We start from the raw sequence: 18328 nt of genomic DNA on the forward strand, positions 1-18328 counted from the left end.
ATGACTTGCGTCCTTTCTCAAGGCGATAAGAACACTTTGCAGCTCCCCTACCGGAATTGAAAAATGCCTTTTCATCTCGCTGCGCTATAAAAGCAAGCTTGTTATTATGCTATTGAATCTTTTTTGATAACGACGGAGATAGATGATGAACGCGAGCTGGGCCAATTTCTTTCCATACTTTGCAGGGGCTTTTAAGCTGATTGTATTGGCTATCGGTGGCTACCTAGCGATCAAGTGGCACTTTGATGAAGACAAGAGGTTAAGAGAACAAGAGGGCGAAGTATTTAACACACTAAGTTTGAAGAAAAAGTTAGTGACTGCACTTGTAATAACAATTGTTGTGACCTGCTTAATAACGCTTGTCGTGTACGCGACCGACTGGCTACTCTATTAATCTTGAGTATTGATACAAAGATATCTGTCGTTTCATAAACCTGCTATACGATTTAGATTATTGAGCGCACCACCACCTCAGGTAACCAAAACCTTGTTCAATCACTCATAATATTTCAATAGCTTCCTCCTGCAACACTTACTCGTTTCACATAAAGTAAGGATTAGTTTTTCTAATCCATACCATAGATTTTTATCTTGATCAACTTCACACTTTTTGATTGCTAATTCGGCAATCAAACTCTAATATCTCGCGCCTAGATTCCCTAATCGCTTTATTCAATTGGCTCTCCCTAATGGAGCGCTAAGGCTTTTTACGTTTTTAATTTTTGGAGAGATACGCAAATGTCCGCCTCGTTTCCATTAGCGAAACTTACCTTCTTAATCGCTATTCTGACAGCCGTAGGTCAAATGACTCAAACGATGTACGTGCCTTCTATCGGTCATATGGCAGGTGAGTTCTTGGTTTCTGCGTCTTCACTTCAAGCAGTGATGGCGTGTTACCTGATCCCTTATGGTTTGTCGCAATTTGTTTACGGCCCACTTTCAGATCGCCTCGGTCGTAAACCAATCATCGTCGCAGGCTTAGTTATCTATATCCTAGGTACCTTGGTAGCCTTATTTGCTCATGAATACGAATGGTTCTTGGTGGGTAGCTTTATTCAAGGACTGGGAATTGGTTGTGGCGGTGCAATGTCTCGTACATTGACTCGCGATTGTTTTGAGGGCGCTGAGTTACACCGTGCAAACAGCTTAATCAGCATGTGTGTAATCTTCTCCCCATTAATGGCACCTGTATTGGGCGGTTACCTAACAGAAGCTTTTGGCTGGCGTTCTAGCTACTTGTTTCTAGCACTGTTTGGTATCGCTGTAGTGATCACCATGATGACCAGCATGATGGAAACATTGCCAAAAGAGCGACGAAAAAATGAATCAGTCGTCAACAGCTACAAGTTTGTTCTGTCTGACAAACGCTTCCAAGGCTTCTTGCTGGTACTAGTGGCAACATTTGCGGGCGTAGCAGTGTTTGAGGCAGCAGCTGGCGTATTGCTTGGCGGTGTACTTGGCTTGCCGGCAACCACCGTGAGTTTGCTATTTGTGTTACCGATTCCGGGTTACCTAGTGGGTGCAGGTCTTTCGAGTTACATCGCGCAGCGTCGCTCTGAACGTCGCGCACTAAATATTGGCCTGGTATCGATCTTAGTTGGCTCAGCTGTCGTGCTTATCCCGGGTCTGTTTGGTCAAACAACCGCATTGACATTGATTGGCGGCGCAACCATTTACTTCTTGGGCGCTGGTATCTTATTCCCAGCAGCAACAACAGGTGCACTTTCGCCATTCCCATACCATGCTGGTACAGGTGGCGCGATCTTGGGTGGTATGCAGAACTTAGGTGCCGGTATTGCTACACTGTTGGCATCGTTCTTCCCAGCTCAAGATCAACTGCCACTGGGTTGCTTGATGATTAGCATGTCGCTTATCGCTATGCTTGGTTTACGTTGGGTTAATCGTAAGCCTGACCACTCAAACGAAATGCCATTGGCTATCTAAAGTAAAACGCAACTCCTGCCTAATAAATAGAGGGACATGCTGAAAGGCGTGTCCCTTTTATATTGCCCGTTTACCCTCGCCTGATGTCTACCACTAATTTCATCAAACATTACTTTGATTTTTTAAAAACAATAACAGACACTTACGATGAAAGTGCATATCCAGAATCCAATTATAAATAATATCACTGGAAGGAAACTAACCACTAAAGGATGCTGGCAATAAAACGAGTAAGGTGCACACTAAGGATATAAAGATGCGTTTCGCTTTAACCACATTGGCCGTATCGGTAGCGCTTGTCGCCGGATGCAGCAATCAAGGAATAACAACCATGAACCACTACTCTCCATCGCAACTTATCGCTCAACAAACTCAAGCTCCCGTTGCTAAGAAAGTCCCTCATTCAATGACGACTAATGGTGATACACGAATTGATGATTACTATTGGATGCGTGATGATCAACGCCAAGATCCAGAGATCTTGCAGCACCTCGAGCAAGAAAACCGGTATGCCGAGACGGTGCTGAAACACACGGAAGCATCCCAAGAGCAATTATTTGAAGAGATCAAAGGCCGAGTCGCGAAAGACGACAATTCGGTCCCCGTTCGTAAAGGTAGCTATTACTACTCAAATAAAGTGACAGGTGACAACGAATACCCAATTCATTTACGCGAAAAACACTTTTTAGGAATAGACAAACAAGTCATTCTAGATGTTAACGAACTCGCCAAAGAACATGAATTTTTCAGTATTGGTGACCTATCAATTAGCCCAAATGAAAACATGCTGGCCTATGGCGAGGACACGCTGAGTCGTCGTATTTACACCATTAAAATTAAAGACCTGACAACCGGTGAATACCTAGACGATGAAATTGAAGGTGCTTCGAGCGCCATCGCATGGCAAAACGACAACCAAGCCCTTTACTACATCAAAAAAGATCCACAAACTCTACTTGGCTATCAAGTTTACCGCCACGTATTGGGCACTCCCCAAGCAAGCGATGAGCTGATCTACGAAGAAGCTGACAGCGCTTACTACACCAACATCAGTAAGAGTAAAGATGGTCAGGAGGTATACATTTGGCACTCGAGCACAGAAACCAGTGGTGTTTCAATTATTGATGCCAACAATCCAAGCGCAAAAGCAGAAGCCTTCTACCCAAGAGAAATGGGTATTGAGTACAGCATCGCTAAGCTAAAAGATTGGTACTACATCTACACCAACTACGAAGCGGTCAACTTCCGTTTGATGAAAGCCACATCCGAAGACATTCATGACCGTTCAAAATGGGTCGATGTCATTCCAGCTGACGACAACACTCAGCTTGTCGATTTTGAGCTGTTTAATGATCATCTGGTTTACGAGCAGCGTTCAAACGGACTGGCTACAGTGAAGGTTCGTCAACTCTCTACAGGCAAAGAATTTCCACTTGAGTTCAACGACACCGCTTTTTCTGCCTACTTAACAAGTAACTATGAGCTAGATAACTCTAAAGTTCGAATCTATTACAGCAGCCTAACGACTCCTGGCACTTACTATGATTTCGACCTTAATACAGGTGAACCCGAGATCATGAAGCAAACACCCGTGTTAGGCGATTTCGATGCTGACAATTACCAATCAGAGCGAATCATGATCACGGCTCGCGATGGTAAGCAAGTACCAGTCTCTTTGGTTTATCGCAAAGATCTATTCAAGAAAGACGGCACTAACCCTATCTACCAATATGCCTACGGATCTTACGGGCACACTATCGAACCAACTTTTAGCTCAGCTCGTCTTAGCCTACTTGATCGTGGATTCGTTTATGCTATTGCACATATTCGTGGTTCAGAGATGTTGGGACGCCCTTGGTATGAAGATGGTAAAAAACTGACTAAACAAAACACGTTCAATGATTTCATCGATGCAACCAAAAACCTGGTTGAAAAAGGTTATGGCGCTAAAGATAAAGTGTTTGCGGTGGGAGGTTCGGCTGGTGGTCTTTTGATGGGGGCTATCATCAACCAAGCGCCTGAGTTGTATCGAGGTATTGGCGCTCATGTTCCCTTTGTTGATGTAGTAACGACCATGCTTGATGAATCGATTCCTCTCACAACCAACGAGTATGACGAATGGGGTAACCCTAACAATAAAACCTACTACGATTACATGTTGAGTTACTCGCCATACGACAACGTAAAGGCTCAAAACTATCCGAATATGTTGGTGACAACAGGTCTACATGATTCGCAAGTACAGTACTTTGAACCTATGAAGTGGGTAGCAAAACTGCGTGAGATGAAAACAGACAACAACGTACTTGTGTTCAAAACAGACATGGAAGCAGGTCACGGTGGTGCATCAGGGCGATTTAAACGACTAAAAGAAGATGCACTGGAATACGCGTTCTTTTTAGATTTACTCAAGACTCAATAGATTCAACGTAAACGTAAGTCGTCACGTCATTTTATGTCGCCATTTTGTCTCTGCAAATGGCGACATACATTATTAAGCATGGTTAAATACAATTAACTATCAAACCCACCAAATCAACAAACCTTTGCTGCACTATAGGCAAAGGTTTACGAGAGGTATAAAAATAAATGAAAGTAATTAGCTTCAACATCAATGGCCTAAGAGCTCGCCTTCATCAACTGCAAGCGGTTATCGACAAACACCAACCTGACGTAATTGGTTTACAAGAAATAAAAGTGCACGACGAGGCCTTCCCAATTGCTGATGTTGAAGCAATGGGCTACAAGGTTTACTTCCACGGCCAAAAAGCACACTACGGTGTAGCGATGTTGTGTAAGCAAGAACCTATCTCTGTGCAGAAGGGTTTCCCAACAGACAATGAAGACCATCAAAAACGTATGATCATGGCGACGTTTGAAGATGAAAATGGCGAAAAGGTTACCGTGCTCAATGGCTACTTCCCTCAAGGGGACAACATCAAGCATGAAACTAAATACCCATACAAGCGTGAGTTCTACAAAGACTTGATGACCTACCTGAACGACTATCACAACAAAGATGAGCAGATCATCGTGATGGGCGACATCAATATTAGCCCTATCGACGCAGACATCGGTATCGGCGAGCCGAATGCAAAACGTTGGTTGAAAACGGGTAAGTGTTCGTTCCAACCAGAAGAGCGTGAATGGCTAAAAACATTGATGGATTGGGGTTTTGTGGACAGCTTCCGTCTACTGCACCCTGAAGTAAACGATCAATTCTCGTGGTTTGATTACCGTTCAAAAGGTTTTGTAGACAACCGCGGCCTTCGTATTGACGTGGTACTAGCAACTCAAAAACTTGCAGATAAATGTACTGAAGCAGGCATCGACTACGAACTACGTGGTATCGAAAAGCCATCAGACCACGCGCCAATTTGGTCAACGTTTAAGTAACGAGTTAAACAATCTCTCCTAATAAAAACGGCGCTCAATGAGCGCCGTTTTTTAACTATTTAGAATGCAATTAGCTAAGTGGTCTTAGGTAAGCTAGGAAACGTTTCTCTGCGTATTTGAAGATCGCAATGATGATAAACGTTAGCGCCATGTAGAACAGACCTGCTGTTAAGAACGACTCAAATGGAGCGTAGTAACGTGAGTTAACCAAACGCGCTGCACCTGTTAAATCCATGATGGTTACGATACCTGCTACCGCAGAGCCGTGAAGCATGAAGATAACTTCGTTACTGTAAGCCGGCAGTGCACGACGTAAAGCACTTGGTAAAATGATACGACGGTAAGTCTTCGGTGTGCTCATGCCGTATGCTTTTGCCGCTTCCACTTCACCTTTAGGTAAGCCGTTGATTGCACCACGGATAATCTCAGCCGTGTAAGCAGAGGTATTCAGGATGAATGCCACCAAAGCACAGAACCAAGCGTTTTCCCATAAGGTATCTTTCACAGGGAAGAACTGATCCATGCCGTAATAAATCAAGTAAAGCTGTACCAGTAAAGGTGTGCCACGGAAGAAATAGATAAACGACCACGCAGGTGCGTTAATCAACATATTGTGGCTGTTGCGAGCGATAGCTAATGGTATGGCAACAAACAAGCCAATAATCAGAGCGATGCAAACCATCCAAGCCGTTGTCCACAGACCACCAAGGTAAATCGGTAGGCTTTCAATTATCAATGAAAAGTCCATAACTACCTCGCGTGGATACTGAATTTGCGTTCAACAAGTTTAAGTAAACCAGTCGATACACTAGTGAAGAACAAGAAGATAAGTGCCACTGCCATGTAGAAGGTAAATGGCATCTTAGTTGAACCGGCAGCTAGTGCGCTAACACGTACCATATCTTCTAGGCCGATAATGGAAACCAAAGCCGTAGTTTTAAGTAAAACTAACCAGTTGTTACCAAAACCAGGTAAAGCGTGACGAATCATTTGTGGTAGTAGAATACGACGAAAAGCTAACACAGGGCTCATACCATAAGCCTTTGCTGCTTCCATTTCACCGCTGTCGACAGCCATGATCGCACCACGGAACGTTTCTGCCATATAGGCGCCAAAGATGAAGCCTATGGTTAAGACACCAGCAACAAAGGGGCTGACATCAATATAATCAGGTAAGTAAGAGGTCCACTCATGGTTAGGATCACTGGACGTGAACCACTCATTGAGCCACTCATTGATGGAATACAAACTGTTGTTTAAAAGGATCTGTCCACCAAAGAAAATCAGCATCATCAACACGAGATCGGGAATGCCTCGAATGACGGTTGTGTAGAGAGTTGCAATAGCACGAGCCCAGCGATATGGCGCAAGCTTTGCCAAGGCTCCTAACATACCGAGCACCATAGCTAAAATGAGCGACAGCAAAGCAACTTCGATTGTAAGCAACGCCCCTTTCAGGATCGATACTTCATATCCTTGTAAATCAAACATAATGAATTCCAACAGAACTGCAAAAAAGTTGGTAAGACAGGGAGAGGATTGCCTCTCCCTTAAGAAGTGACGCTAGAGATTACTGACCGTATACGTCGTAGTTGAAGTATTTAGCCGCAATATCTTGGTAGATGCCTTTTTCACGTAGAGAAAGGATCGCCGCATCTAGCTTCTTAGTTAGGTCTTTGTCTTGCTTACGTAGAGCAATACCAAAACCTTCACCGAACCACTTAGGATCTGTTAGTGATGGACCAACAAACTCGTACGCTTCACCGCCCGCTTTGTTCAGTACACCTTCTTCTAGAGCAGAAGCATCACCTAGTACAGCGGCAACACGGCCGTTTGCTAGATCAAGGTAAGCTTCATCGAAAGAACCGTAACGAACGATTTCAACCGTGTCGCCGTAGTTGTCTGTTAGATATTTATCGTGAGTAGTTGCACGTTGAACAGCAATTTTTTGACCGCTTAGGTCATCGAAGTTAAGGCCAGCGCCTTTCTTAGCGATGAACTTGTTTGGGATAAGTGCATATTTACCAGTGAAGTCGATTTTCTTCTTACGCTCTTCAGTGATAGACATTGCCGCGATGATCGCATCATATTTACGAGCAAGTAGAGAAGGAATAATACCATCCCAGTCTTGTGCAACGATCTTACATTGCACCTGCATTTCAGTACAAAGCGCGTTAGCCATGTCCACGTCGAAGCCTTTTAGTGAGCCATCTGCTTCTGTCCAGCTAAATGGTGGGTAAGCACCTTCAATACCAAAGCGTACTGTTTTCCATTCTTTCGCTTGAGCTACGCCTGTTGCCGCTGTTGCAGCAAGTGCCGCGACTAATAACCACTTTTTCATATCCCTACTCCTGTGATTTAGGTTTTTATGTTTTGCTAGTTTTAATATTGTTTTGCTTATTGAACTGTGTTGTTGTGTTTCATTGTTTATATTACTGCCATTGACCTTAGCAGTAATGTTTCAATTCTGTTCTATTACGCCATTCACCTGCCAAGACCAATTAATAGATCGAGGAGATAAACTGTTGTAATCGCTCAGACTCAGGGTTCGTAAACAGTTTAGCTGGATCGCCCTGTTCTTCCACTAGGCCTTGATGTAAGAACATCACATGGTTTGATACGTCACGAGCAAAAGCCATTTCATGTGTTACCACAAGCATGGTTCTTCCTTCTTCTGCTAGATCACGCATTACGCCAAGCACTTCCCCAACTAATTCAGGGTCAAGTGCAGACGTTGGTTCATCAAACAGCATTACTTCAGGATCAACCGCTAACGCTCTTGCAATCGCAGCACGTTGTTGTTGTCCACCAGATAAGTGACCCGGATAGTAATCTTTACGCTCATACAGGCCTACTTTCTTAAGCAGTAGCTCTGCATTTTCAATAGCTTGTGCTTTAGGTACACCTAATACATGGACAGGTGCTTCAATAACATTTTCGAGAACGGTCAGATGAGACCAAAGGTTGAACCCCTGAAAAACCATCGCTAAACGAGAACGGATTCGTTGAACTTGTTTTTCATTAGCAGGGACAGATACACCCTGGCGGTTACTTTTCATCTGAATTAATTCACCATTAACCCAAATCTCGCCTGCAGTAGGTGTCTCTAGAAGGTTGATACATCTAAGGAAAGTACTTTTACCCGAACCTGAAGATCCGATAATCGATACCACATCGCCTTTATGCGCAGAAAGTGAAATTCCCTTTAAAACTTCATTTTGACCAAACGTTTTGTGTAGATCCTTTATGTCCAGCGCCGGTACATCTTTCATGCGCTTTCTCTCCCAAGTTTGTGAAAATGCAAGGTACTCCGACCTTTTCATGCGATACAAACTAGCACCACACGGATTAACATGCAACAAATTATTAACCTAATAATTTGGAATAAATAGCACTTCACTCTGACTTATTATGCAAAATGTAGCGTTTTAACCTCAATTTTATGAATGACTTCTATCAATAAGCTATAAATCCAACGCTTACATTGTTTAAATAAAGTTAACCAAAATGAGATTCTCGTAGCCTAACGTCTCACAAGAAAAACAAGTTTGGTGAACGAAGAAGTGTCGTTAACAACAAAGCCATAAATACGAATTCAGCAAGCGACACACTCTATGATCCACGATTATTTTAAGGCTACTGTATTGTAAGCGGTGGAACTGGGTATCGTGGAAGGTAGGTAAAAATGAAATAACTCAATAATAATCAGTCAATCAGAGCACTCCGCCATTAGCTATGCTTTATAAAAGGAGGTAAACGTCAATTTGTGAAAACAAATTACACGATTTATCAACGGTACGTTAATGGAACGCTGCATTCTGTAGCTTTCTTTCACATACACTCATAAAGTGATCAAGATCAATCACCCTAAAGGGTAAGCTTGTTAGACTCCTCAAAACACAATAAGGCATAAAAAATGCCATACATTTCTTCTAACTTAGCTGCATAAAGCACATCAACACCGTGCAACAAAATGCTAATGAGTTGTAAGTAAGAAATAACACAATTACGCGAAATTATAGAATTCAACTTTGAATTACGAACATAAAAATATGAGGAATCTATGTCAGACGTTGTCAATAATGCGAACTCTGAAGTAGAAGAGAAAAGCTATAAAGAGCTACACCGTCCTGCTTCTGAATTTGAGAACCGCTCAGATTATCTAGATCACGAACTTCAAATTATGAAGCCTCGTCGCTTTGGCCTAAACCTTCCAGGCCGTGATTTCCGCTTTGAACTCGAAGACCTTATTCCTGCACTTGCTGGTACCATTGGTATCATCGCGATGTACTCTGCAGTAATGATGTCTTGGGCCGAAGGTCTAACTCAAGCTTGGGATCACGTAAACCTGGGTAAAGAGTTTGCTATCGAAGTTGCTCGTGTAGAAATGCTTATCCCTGCACTGCTATTCTGTATTCTTGCTTCTGGTTTCTTCAACCCTAAAGCAAACCTCGCCGGTAACCACGGCCCAATGATTCCTCTTATTGGTACCATCGCTCTTGCTGGTGCTCACCCTCTTGCATTGGCAATCCTTATCGGTGTCTTCGGTCTTATCCTTAGCTTCCTAAAAGGTGGGTCTAAACTTGTTAACCTTACCTCTGAAGGTACTGCGGGTGGCTTGCTCATCTTCTTGGGTCTAACCGGTACCATGAGCCAAATCAACTCTATTCAAGCTTGGGCGGTTGGTCTTCAGTCTGACACTGTGGCTGCTGGTAGCATGGGTTACATTGGTTTGATTGTTCTTGCCGTTACTATCGGCCTATACGCATTCCTTGCTAAAGTGAACAAGCGTTGGTTAGCAATCCCTGTTTGTGCTTTCACTGGTCTAGCTATTGCTTTAGTACTTGGTGCTGGTTTCGATATCAAATTCGTAACTGAAACAGGTATTCCAAACCTAAACCCAATCTACTGGTGGGGTTCTACTGAAGAAGGTTGGATGCTTGGTTTACCAAACGTTGAGCACTTCATCGCTTCTCTACCATTTGCAATCCTAGCGGTAGCAATGTGGTCACCAGACTTCCTAGGTCACCGTATCTTCCAAGAACTGAACTACCCTAAAAAGTCTGAAAAAGTTCTGATGGATGTTGATGACACAATGACTATGTGTTCAGTTCGTCAAATGGTAGGTACAGCTGTTGGTGGTGGTAACATCACTTCATCTTGGGGTACTTACATGATCCCAGCGGCTATCGCGAAACGTCCAATCCCTGGCGGCGCAATCTTGCTTGGCTCTCTATGTATTATTGTTGCGATTCTTGGCTTCCCAATGGACGTAGCAGTATGGCCACCAGTGATGCGTGTTGCGCTACTTGTAGGTGTATCTCTACCTCTACTTGAAGCGGGTATGCAGATGGTTAAAGATTCAAAAGATTCTCAAGCAGCTGGTATCTGTATCTTCGGTTCAGCGGTCGTTAACCCTGTACTAGCATGGGCACTGACTATGCTTCTAGATAACAACGGCCTAATTGGTGATAAAGAGCGTGCTAAGCGTCTATCATTTGTAGACAAGATTATTATCCCAGTTGGTGTTTTGGTTACCTGTCTAGTAGCAATGCTTGCAGTTGGTATGCTAGGAAACCAATATGGTCTAAAAGCTTGGCTATAAGCTGCTTTACTACACAAAAGTAGTAACCGGATTAAAAAAAAGTTTGGGTGGCAACCCCTGTCACTCAATTTTTTTCAACTTTTTTTAGCATTTATTGATTTAGTTTAAGGTTTACAGAAATTTTTTAGCTTAGTCTTGATTACATAGAGTTAAAGATAACATATAAAAAGTAGTGACAATATATATAACCATATTAAGCACATATGCTCATATATATTGTTATTAATAAGAGTGTACTACCCTTACGAGGGGCGCTGGCTCTACAGTGTTAATGTACGTGTTTTTTCTACTAAAAAGGTAGGTATGTCATGGCAGAGCAATTTGCTAAAGCTTGGGAAGATTTTGCTGCAGGTAAGTGGCAAAGCGAAGTAAACGTTCGTGATTTCATTCAAAAGAACTACACGCCGTATGAAGGCGACGAGTCTTTCCTAGTTTCTGAAGGTACTGAGGCTACTAACAAGCTTTGGGCTTCGGTAATGGAAGGTATCAAACAGGAAAACGCAACTAAAGCACCTGTAGATTTCGATACTTCTGTTATCTCTACCATCACATCTCATGATGCGGGTTACATCGAAAAAGATCTAGAAACTATCGTTGGTCTTCAAACAGAGAAACCCCTTAAGCGTGCGATCATCCCTAACGGTGGTATTCGTATGATTGAGGGTTCTTGTAAAGCATACGGTGAAACTCTGGATCCAGCTGTTTCTAAAATCTACTCTGAATACCGTAAAACACACAACGCGGGTGTTTTCGATATCTACACACCTGACATCCTAAAATGTCGTAAGTCTGGTGTTCTAACTGGTCTTCCAGATGCTTACGGCCGTGGTCGTATCATCGGTGACTACCGTCGTGTAGCTCTATACGGTATCGACTTCCTAATGAAAGACAAGCAAGCTCAGTTTGCTTCTCTTCAAGAGCAATTCGAAAACGGCGAAAATCTAGCAGAAACAATGCAACTTCGCGAAGAGATCTCTGAGCAACACCGCGCTCTAGGTCAAATCAAAGAGATGGCTGCTAAGTACGGCTTCGATATCTCTGAGCCAGCTCAAACTGCTCAAGAAGCTATCCAATGGACTTACTTCGCTTACCTAGCGGCTGTTAAGTCTCAAAACGGTGCTGCAATGTCTCTAGGTCGTACTTCGACTTTCCTAGACATCTACATCGAGCGTGATATCGCTGCTGGCAAGATCACTGAAGTTGAAGCTCAAGAAATGATCGACCACTTCGTCATGAAGCTACGTATGGTTCGTTTCCTACGTACTCCTGAGTACGATGAGCTATTCTCTGGCGACCCAATCTGGGCAACAGAGTCTATGGGTGGTATGGGTATCGACGGTCGCACGCTAGTAACGCGTTCTAACTTCCGTTTCCTAAACTCTCTATACACAATGGGTCCTTCGCCAGAGCCAAACATTACTGTTCTTTGGTCTGAGCAACTACCTGACGGCTTCAAGCGTTTCTGTGCGAAGGTATCTATCGATACTTCTTCTATCCAGTACGAAAATGATGACCTAATGCGTCCTGACCTAGAGTCTGATGACTACGCTATCGCTTGTTGTGTATCTCCAATGATCGTTGGTAAGCAAATGCAGTTCTTCGGTGCTCGTGCTAACCTTGCGAAAACAATGCTTTACGCAATCAACGGCGGTGTAGATGAGAAGCTAAAACTTCAAGTAGGTCCTGTTTCTGACAAGATCACTGACGAAGTTCTTAACTACGATGACGTAATGGCTCGTCTAGACACATTCATGGACTGGCTAGCTAAGCAGTACGTGACTGCACTAAACAGCATTCACTACATGCACGACAAGTACAGCTACGAAGCGTCTCTAATGGCTCTTCATGACCGTGACGTTCATCGTACTATGGCTTGTGGTATCGCTGGTCTATCTGTTGCAGCTGACTCACTATCTGCAATTAAGTTCGCGACTGTTAAACCAATCCGCGACGAAGATGGCATCGCAACTGACTTTGAAATCGAAGGCGATTACCCTAAATACGGTAACAACGACGCTCGTGTAGATGATATCGCTTGTGAACTAGTTTCTACGTTCATGAACAAGATCCGTAAGCTTAAGACTTACCGTAACTCTATCCCTACACAGTCAGTTCTTACTATTACATCTAACGTTGTATACGGTAAGAAAACAGGTAACACTCCAGACGGTCGTCGTGCTGGTGCTCCTTTCGCTCCTGGTGCTAACCCAATGCACGGTCGTGATGAGAAAGGTGCTGTAGCGTCACTAACGTCTGTAGGTAAACTACCGTTTGCTGATGCACAAGATGGTATCTCGTACACGTTCTCTATCGTACCTAACGCTCTTGGTAAAGATGCTGAAGGTCAGAAAGCGAACCTTGCAGGCCTAATGGATGGTTACTTCCACCACGAAGCTGGCATTGAAGGTGGTCAACACCTTAACGTGAACGTTCTTAACCGCGACACTCTAGAAGACGCAGTTAAGCACCCTGAGAAATACCCTCAGCTAACAATCCGTGTATCTGGTTACGCTGTACGCTTCAACTCTCTAACTGCAGAGCAACAAGCTGACGTAATCGCACGTACATTTACTGAGTCTCTATAAGCTCACGCTCAATAGACAGTAAATAATAATTAGCCTCGCCAATGTGCGGGGCTTTTTTATATCTGATGCTAATTCCAATAACACCAACATTCTCCCTAAATGTTAGATTGAACAAAAAAGGCGCTTTCTATTCACTTTTTTTCCACAAATTCAAGTAAAGTACGGTAATATCGCGGTTCATAATTTAAGAGTAACTGCTCCATGAAATACCTTCGTTGTTTACCCTTGCTTCTTCTCTCTTTTTCATCTTTGGCGTCTGAACGTTCTACGGTCACTTTCGCATTAGACAATGATGGAGTTTTTGGCGTTGACCAAGACTATACCAACGGACTGTTTCTGGGTTACACATCATCAAGCATTACGCCATACGATTGGGTAAAACCATTAAGCCTATCTTACTGGGGCGCGAGCTCTTTAGATAAATGGGAGGTCACCCTTGGCCACAAAATGTATACCCCTTCTGATATCGAATTAGAAACGCCATCAGCGAACGACCGCCCATACGCAGGTTACTTACACACAGAACTCAACTACATCAGCTTGAACCCACAACAAGCTCAGCGTTTTAACATTACGTTTGGTACCACCGGTGAACGAGCGCTTTCTGAAGATGCTCAAAAACTTGTTCACTCGATCACTAAATCAGATGAGCCTTTAGGTTGGGAATACCAAGTTGATGATGAGTGGGCAGGCAGCGTTGGTTACCTAAGTCATTTCAACCTAATGCGTAATCAAGCGTTGGCGAATACCGACTTCGAGATCTCTAACGTTTCAGAAATCAACGTGGGTAACTTTAGAAGCGATATTTCATCAGGCTTTATGTTCCGTTGGGGTACTGACCTAGGTAGTAACTTTGGTGCGGCTAATATCACAAGCGAAAATCCATTTAAACCAGGGATGATCGGTGCTTCGAACACAGGCTGGTTTACCTATGCAGGCCTAGAAGGTCGTTACCGTTTCAATGACTTAACGATTGAAGGTGACCGCTCTGGTGTTGATGAATACGCGAATAAAAACAATGAAGATCCAGCTATCTACGACGTAACTCTAGAGAACCTTCAAGCGACAGCAGTCATGGGTATGGCTTGGTACAACCAATACGTTGGTGCATCCTTCGCACTAACCGCAAAAACACCAGATTACAAAGAAGCGAAAGAGTCTATCTACACCACCGGTGGCATTACCATGTTCGCGTTCTTCTAGCGAATCACTCAAGCTTTCACGTTTACTTTTCAAGTTTGACAAAGGCAATCATCTTCCGTGGTGATTGCCTTTATTTTTAAAGGTCTCGTTACGATTTGACCCTATTTTATGTACCGTTTTTGTAATAAAATAAAGGGCATAAATTCCTCTCCGAGAATAGCTCATGTCTACAACTGGTCGCATTCACTCATACGAATCTTGTGGTACTGTCGATGGCCCTGGTATCCGCTTTATTGTATTTCTTCAAGGCTGCTTAATGCGTTGTATGTACTGCCACAACCGCGATACATGGGACCTTCATGATGGCAAAGAAGTCACTGTAGAAGAAATCATCAACGAGGCGAAATCTTACCGTCACTTCATGAAAGCTTCTGGCGGTGGCATCACCTGTTCTGGTGGTGAAGCAATGCTACAGCCTGAGTTTGTCCGTGACTTCTTTCTAGCTGCTAAGGCTGAAGGTATCCATACTTGCCTTGATACCAATGGCTATATTCGTAAGCACACAGAAGTGGTTGATGAAGTATTAGACGCCGCTGATCTTGTGATGCTCGACCTGAAACACATGCGTGATGAAATTCACCATGATTTCATTGGTGTATCTAACAAGCGTACTCTCGATTTTGCCCGTTACCTTCATAAGATTGGTAAAACGACTTGGATCCGTTACGTGATTGTTCCTGGATACACAGACACACCAGAAGATGCACATCTACTTGGTGAGTTCATTAAAGACATGGATAACATCAAAAAAGTAGAGCTGCTTCCTTATCACAAATTGGGGGCGCATAAATGGGAAGCTCTTGGTTTGGACTACCCTCTTGAAGGCGTAAACCCGCCAAGTAAAGAGACAATGGATGAAATTGTTGCGGTTCTGAGCCAATATCACTCCAACGTAAAATACTAATATCAACGGTATTCAAAACCTATTTCAAACGCCTCAATTTCGATTGGGGCGTTTTCTTTTTCGAGCCAAACAATCCTTTCACTTTTCTTTACAGCTTTTGTTTATCAATTCAAAAAATCATATTAAATCCGTGTTGAGATCATGTTTCCACTCGTAGGAATGCTGTTACTCTTACTTCAACAAAAGAATACAACATTTAGTTTTTTAGTGAGGCTTCTCCCATGGAAATGACCAATGCTCAGCGTCTAATTCTATCAAATCAATACTACCTAATGTCTCAAATGGAGCCTGAGAACTCTGCTAAATACCAACGTCTACAAACGATTGTAGAGCGTGGTTACGAACTCCAAATGCATGAGCTTAACAAAGAGTTTGGTTGTTTGACTGAAGTAGAATGTCGCAAAATTATCGACATCATGGAGATGTACCATGCAATGCAAGAGTCGAACAAAATGCTTGAAGAAGATGAGCGTAAAGAGGTTGATCAGCGTCGCCTACAGTTCTTAGGTTTCGACATTGCATCTGAAGCACAAATCGTACACTACGTACGTTTCCTTGTTGACTCTGAAGGCCTTTACCCTCAATTCGATAAAGCGGATCACCACTTCAATAGCCAAATGCCAATGCTAGATAAATACCGTCGCATGCTAACAACATGGCACAACTGCCCTCGTCAGTATCACCTATGTGCAACAGAGCTATCTCAAATCTTTAGTGCTTAATGCATAAAAAGATAAGCCTCAGCTTGGCTTAAAAAGTTTCAAAAAAGGTTACTCATCACGAGTGACCCTTTTTTACTGCCTGTGTATAAAGAGAGAAAACGGGAACTATGTAGCAACGTGGATATGAAGTGAACTTTGCCCACAGAAAATGGCAATGAAACATGCAGATAAGATATTAAACATTGAGCCGTTTCCCATTAATTTCTCTGATATCGCCCATTAACTAATGATCATAAGACTATGACTTATAAGTAATAATGTCATTCACCTTTATTAATTCCACATCGAAACATGTAATACAAATTAAAAATCGCCACCCAAATTTCGAACGGTGTTTTTTATTTTAAAGAAGTAGCTAGAATGCTCACCGAAATTAATTAACCAGAGCGATAAAAATGAGAAAATTCATCCTTGCATCACTAGCTATTCTGTCAACTTCATCTTTCGCAGCTAACGACATGTACGTACTTGGCGGCGTTGGCATTAACAAAGATGACGGAGGTCTACAATTCACTGCTGGCTCACAAATTCTTGATACCAATTTTCATCTTGAATCAACAATGAATTACATAGATTCCGACAGTAAAATGGTTACGCAGGATATACACGGTGACCTAACTAAGTACAAAGACAATTTCAAACACTTCAAAATGTCTTTAGCCCCAGTGTATAAATATAGCTTCGATGAGTCTTTTGCTATCTACGGTAAGGTTGGTCTTGCATACTCTAACTTCAATTCTAAATCAACGAGAACCGATAAAGATGGTTCAGTTAATAGCAAGTACTCAAATAGCGAATGGGGGGCAACTTACGGCATCGGTGCTGAGTTTAAATCTATACAGCCAATGTTCGGTCACTCGAAGTTTATGGCTCGTGTTGGTTTCGATTTCTACGACTACAACTCAGGTGACCTAAACCTACTCAATGAGGGGACTCTTGGACTACAAGCTGGATTCACTTTCTAAGGTATTAAGTAAAAAGTTTTACAGTCGTTGAACAAGTTATCGTAATTACGATTTTTGGTATCTTAACCTTAACCGCGCTGTACCTGACATAAATAAAAAGGGTAACTCATCATGAGTAACCCTTTTATGTTTTCTTCTTTTTAACTAGAAAACGTAAGCAACACCAACGTTTGCCGCCATATTAATGCCGCTTTCTAAGATTGGACTGTTCTCGATATTGCCCTCTAGGTTAGTGTAACGAACCCCCCCCGTAAGTCGGATACTTGGCGTTACATGTAGATAACCACCCAGGCTAATAAAGTACTGGCCATCCCAACCAGCATCAAATTCCTTTAAATTCGTTCTTGCAGCTTCTGCTGAACTCACACCGTATAAGTGATTATTTAAACGTTCACCATTATAAGCATAACCAATTGAAGGCGTAATCGCCCAACCACTACGGCGAATAGGTAGACGCCATGCTGCCTCAGCATAAAGCCCATTGTGTTGAAAGCCAATGTCTGAACCCGCTGTCGCTTCAAACATTCCAACGAGAGTAATCAACTGATAGCTTATCCCGCCTAGTACTGAAGCTTTGCGCTCATCTAGATTCTGGATATCAACGTTGCCAGAATCACTGGGCTTCAAGGTTCTCGGGTCATAAACAGCTCGTAAGACCACATTTTGTGGTGAGCCTGCTGGTAATAAACGATAACCAGCACTAAAGCCACGCATAAAAAAGTACTCACCTTCATAACCTATCATTGGAATAACCGCACGATTTGACGGCGTATCTTTATAGACAGCAGGAGAGTAAGAGGCTGCAACCCCTAAGGACCACTGCGATATTTGCGCATGAGCAGCTGTCGTCCCCAATGTTGTAGTAACGATAGCGATGACTTTTAGCCAATGACTTTTCACATTTTTTCCTAATAATGAGCAAGTTTAACAAGATGCTACATTGTACAACACTGCTATTAACAAAAATAATAACAGTGAACAATCGGTTTAATGATCAATAATTC

The 18328-nt window shown here is 42.8% G+C and carries 15 protein-coding genes; 10 read left to right on the forward strand and 5 right to left on the reverse strand.

The features are described 5' to 3' along the window. Positions 1-145: 145 nt before the first annotated feature. From JC606_RS09420 to xthA, 4 genes are all read left to right on the forward strand, one after another. Entirely contained in the window at positions 146-394 is a 249-nt protein-coding gene (locus tag JC606_RS09420; protein ID WP_004737417.1) for a hypothetical protein, read from the forward strand. Between the two features lie 344 nt (positions 395-738). After that, positions 739-1944, forward strand: a complete 1206-nt coding sequence (gene emrD, locus JC606_RS09425) for a multidrug efflux MFS transporter EmrD (protein WP_198778489.1) — start codon at positions 739-741, stop codon at positions 1942-1944. A gap of 331 nt (positions 1945-2275) precedes the next feature. Beyond that, positions 2276-4366, forward strand: coding sequence for a S9 family peptidase (locus JC606_RS09430; RefSeq protein WP_198778501.1), 2091 nt, complete (start codon positions 2276-2278; stop codon positions 4364-4366). A 167-nt stretch (positions 4367-4533) separates the two neighbouring features. Beyond that, a complete protein-coding gene (xthA, locus tag JC606_RS09435) occupies positions 4534-5340 on the forward strand; it encodes an exodeoxyribonuclease III (RefSeq protein ID WP_137407692.1) in 807 nt (268 codons plus the stop codon). 70 nt (positions 5341-5410) lie between these two features. Here the strand turns inward: xthA and JC606_RS09440 are convergent, their stop codons facing one another. The 4 genes from JC606_RS09440 to JC606_RS09455 all read right to left on the reverse strand — a co-directional run bounded on the left by JC606_RS09440 (position 5411) and on the right by JC606_RS09455 (position 8612). Then, the gene (locus JC606_RS09440; RefSeq protein WP_137407691.1) at positions 5411-6088 is read right to left on the reverse strand and encodes an ABC transporter permease; all 678 of its coding nucleotides are present in this window, start codon (positions 6086-6088) and stop codon (positions 5411-5413) included. 2 nt (positions 6089-6090) lie between these two features. Continuing rightward, entirely contained in the window at positions 6091-6831 is a 741-nt protein-coding gene (locus tag JC606_RS09445; RefSeq protein ID WP_063524191.1) for an ABC transporter permease, read from the reverse strand. A 79-nt stretch (positions 6832-6910) separates the two neighbouring features. After that, positions 6911-7681: an ABC transporter substrate-binding protein gene (locus tag JC606_RS09450; RefSeq protein WP_004737411.1), complete on the reverse strand. Its 771-nt coding sequence runs from the start codon at positions 7679-7681 to the stop codon at positions 6911-6913. A 160-nt stretch (positions 7682-7841) separates the two neighbouring features. Further along, positions 7842-8612, reverse strand: coding sequence for an ABC transporter ATP-binding protein (locus JC606_RS09455; RefSeq protein WP_004737410.1), 771 nt, complete (start codon positions 8610-8612; stop codon positions 7842-7844). Between the two features lie 791 nt (positions 8613-9403). On the opposite strand from JC606_RS09455, the gene JC606_RS09460 reads away from it, so the two are divergent. The 6 genes from JC606_RS09460 (at position 9404) to JC606_RS09485 (ending at position 17324) form a co-directional block, all read left to right on the forward strand. Beyond that, positions 9404-10945: a DUF3360 family protein gene (locus JC606_RS09460; RefSeq protein ID WP_137407690.1), complete on the forward strand. Its 1542-nt coding sequence runs from the start codon at positions 9404-9406 to the stop codon at positions 10943-10945. 308 nt (positions 10946-11253) lie between these two features. Further along, on the forward strand, positions 11254-13530 hold the full coding sequence (gene pflB / locus JC606_RS09465; RefSeq protein ID WP_198778490.1) for a formate C-acetyltransferase: 2277 nt from the start codon (positions 11254-11256) through the stop codon (positions 13528-13530). 201 nt (positions 13531-13731) lie between these two features. Next, positions 13732-14733: a lipid A deacylase LpxR family protein gene (locus JC606_RS09470; protein WP_137407688.1), complete on the forward strand. Its 1002-nt coding sequence runs from the start codon at positions 13732-13734 to the stop codon at positions 14731-14733. 163 nt (positions 14734-14896) lie between these two features. Beyond that, positions 14897-15637 carry a pyruvate formate lyase 1-activating protein gene (gene pflA, locus JC606_RS09475; RefSeq protein ID WP_198778491.1) on the forward strand — a complete coding sequence of 247 codons (741 nt, stop codon included), beginning with the start codon at positions 14897-14899 and terminating at the stop codon, positions 15635-15637. 221 nt (positions 15638-15858) lie between these two features. Beyond that, a complete protein-coding gene (locus JC606_RS09480) occupies positions 15859-16359 on the forward strand; it encodes a YfbU family protein (protein ID WP_198778492.1) in 501 nt (166 codons plus the stop codon). A 395-nt stretch (positions 16360-16754) separates the two neighbouring features. After that, the gene (locus JC606_RS09485; protein ID WP_198778493.1) at positions 16755-17324 is read left to right on the forward strand and encodes an outer membrane beta-barrel protein; all 570 of its coding nucleotides are present in this window, start codon (positions 16755-16757) and stop codon (positions 17322-17324) included. Between the two features lie 144 nt (positions 17325-17468). Here JC606_RS09485 and JC606_RS09490 read toward each other — a convergent pair whose 3' ends face one another. Then, on the reverse strand, positions 17469-18224 hold the full coding sequence (locus JC606_RS09490; protein ID WP_004737403.1) for a MipA/OmpV family protein: 756 nt from the start codon (positions 18222-18224) through the stop codon (positions 17469-17471). Between the last annotated feature and the right edge of the window lie 104 nt (positions 18225-18328).

The sequence above is a fragment of the Vibrio sp. IB15 genome (genome assembly GCF_016406055.1).
GTDB lineage: Bacteria > Pseudomonadota > Gammaproteobacteria > Enterobacterales > Vibrionaceae > Vibrio > Vibrio chagasii.

Bases quoted from the DNA above. Each gene is read 5' to 3' on its own strand.
- JC606_RS09420 (WP_004737417.1), top strand. From the start codon at position 146: ATGAACGCGAGCTGGGCCAATTTCTTTCCATACTTTGCAGGGGCTTTT.
- emrD (WP_198778489.1), top strand. From the start codon at position 739: ATGTCCGCCTCGTTTCCATTAGCGAAACTTACCTTCTTAATCGCTATT.
- JC606_RS09430 (WP_198778501.1), top strand. From the start codon at position 2,276: ATGAACCACTACTCTCCATCGCAACTTATCGCTCAACAAACTCAAGCT.
- xthA (WP_137407692.1), top strand. From the start codon at position 4,534: ATGAAAGTAATTAGCTTCAACATCAATGGCCTAAGAGCTCGCCTTCAT.
- JC606_RS09440 (WP_137407691.1), bottom strand. From the start codon at position 6,088: ATGGACTTTTCATTGATAATTGAAAGCCTACCGATTTACCTTGGTGGT.
- JC606_RS09445 (WP_063524191.1), bottom strand. From the start codon at position 6,831: ATGTTTGATTTACAAGGATATGAAGTATCGATCCTGAAAGGGGCGTTG.
- JC606_RS09450 (WP_004737411.1), bottom strand. From the start codon at position 7,681: ATGAAAAAGTGGTTATTAGTCGCGGCACTTGCTGCAACAGCGGCAACA.
- JC606_RS09455 (WP_004737410.1), bottom strand. From the start codon at position 8,612: ATGAAAGATGTACCGGCGCTGGACATAAAGGATCTACACAAAACGTTT.
- JC606_RS09460 (WP_137407690.1), top strand. From the start codon at position 9,404: ATGTCAGACGTTGTCAATAATGCGAACTCTGAAGTAGAAGAGAAAAGC.
- pflB (WP_198778490.1), top strand. From the start codon at position 11,254: ATGGCAGAGCAATTTGCTAAAGCTTGGGAAGATTTTGCTGCAGGTAAG.
- JC606_RS09470 (WP_137407688.1), top strand. From the start codon at position 13,732: ATGAAATACCTTCGTTGTTTACCCTTGCTTCTTCTCTCTTTTTCATCT.
- pflA (WP_198778491.1), top strand. From the start codon at position 14,897: ATGTCTACAACTGGTCGCATTCACTCATACGAATCTTGTGGTACTGTC.
- JC606_RS09480 (WP_198778492.1), top strand. From the start codon at position 15,859: ATGGAAATGACCAATGCTCAGCGTCTAATTCTATCAAATCAATACTAC.
- JC606_RS09485 (WP_198778493.1), top strand. From the start codon at position 16,755: ATGAGAAAATTCATCCTTGCATCACTAGCTATTCTGTCAACTTCATCT.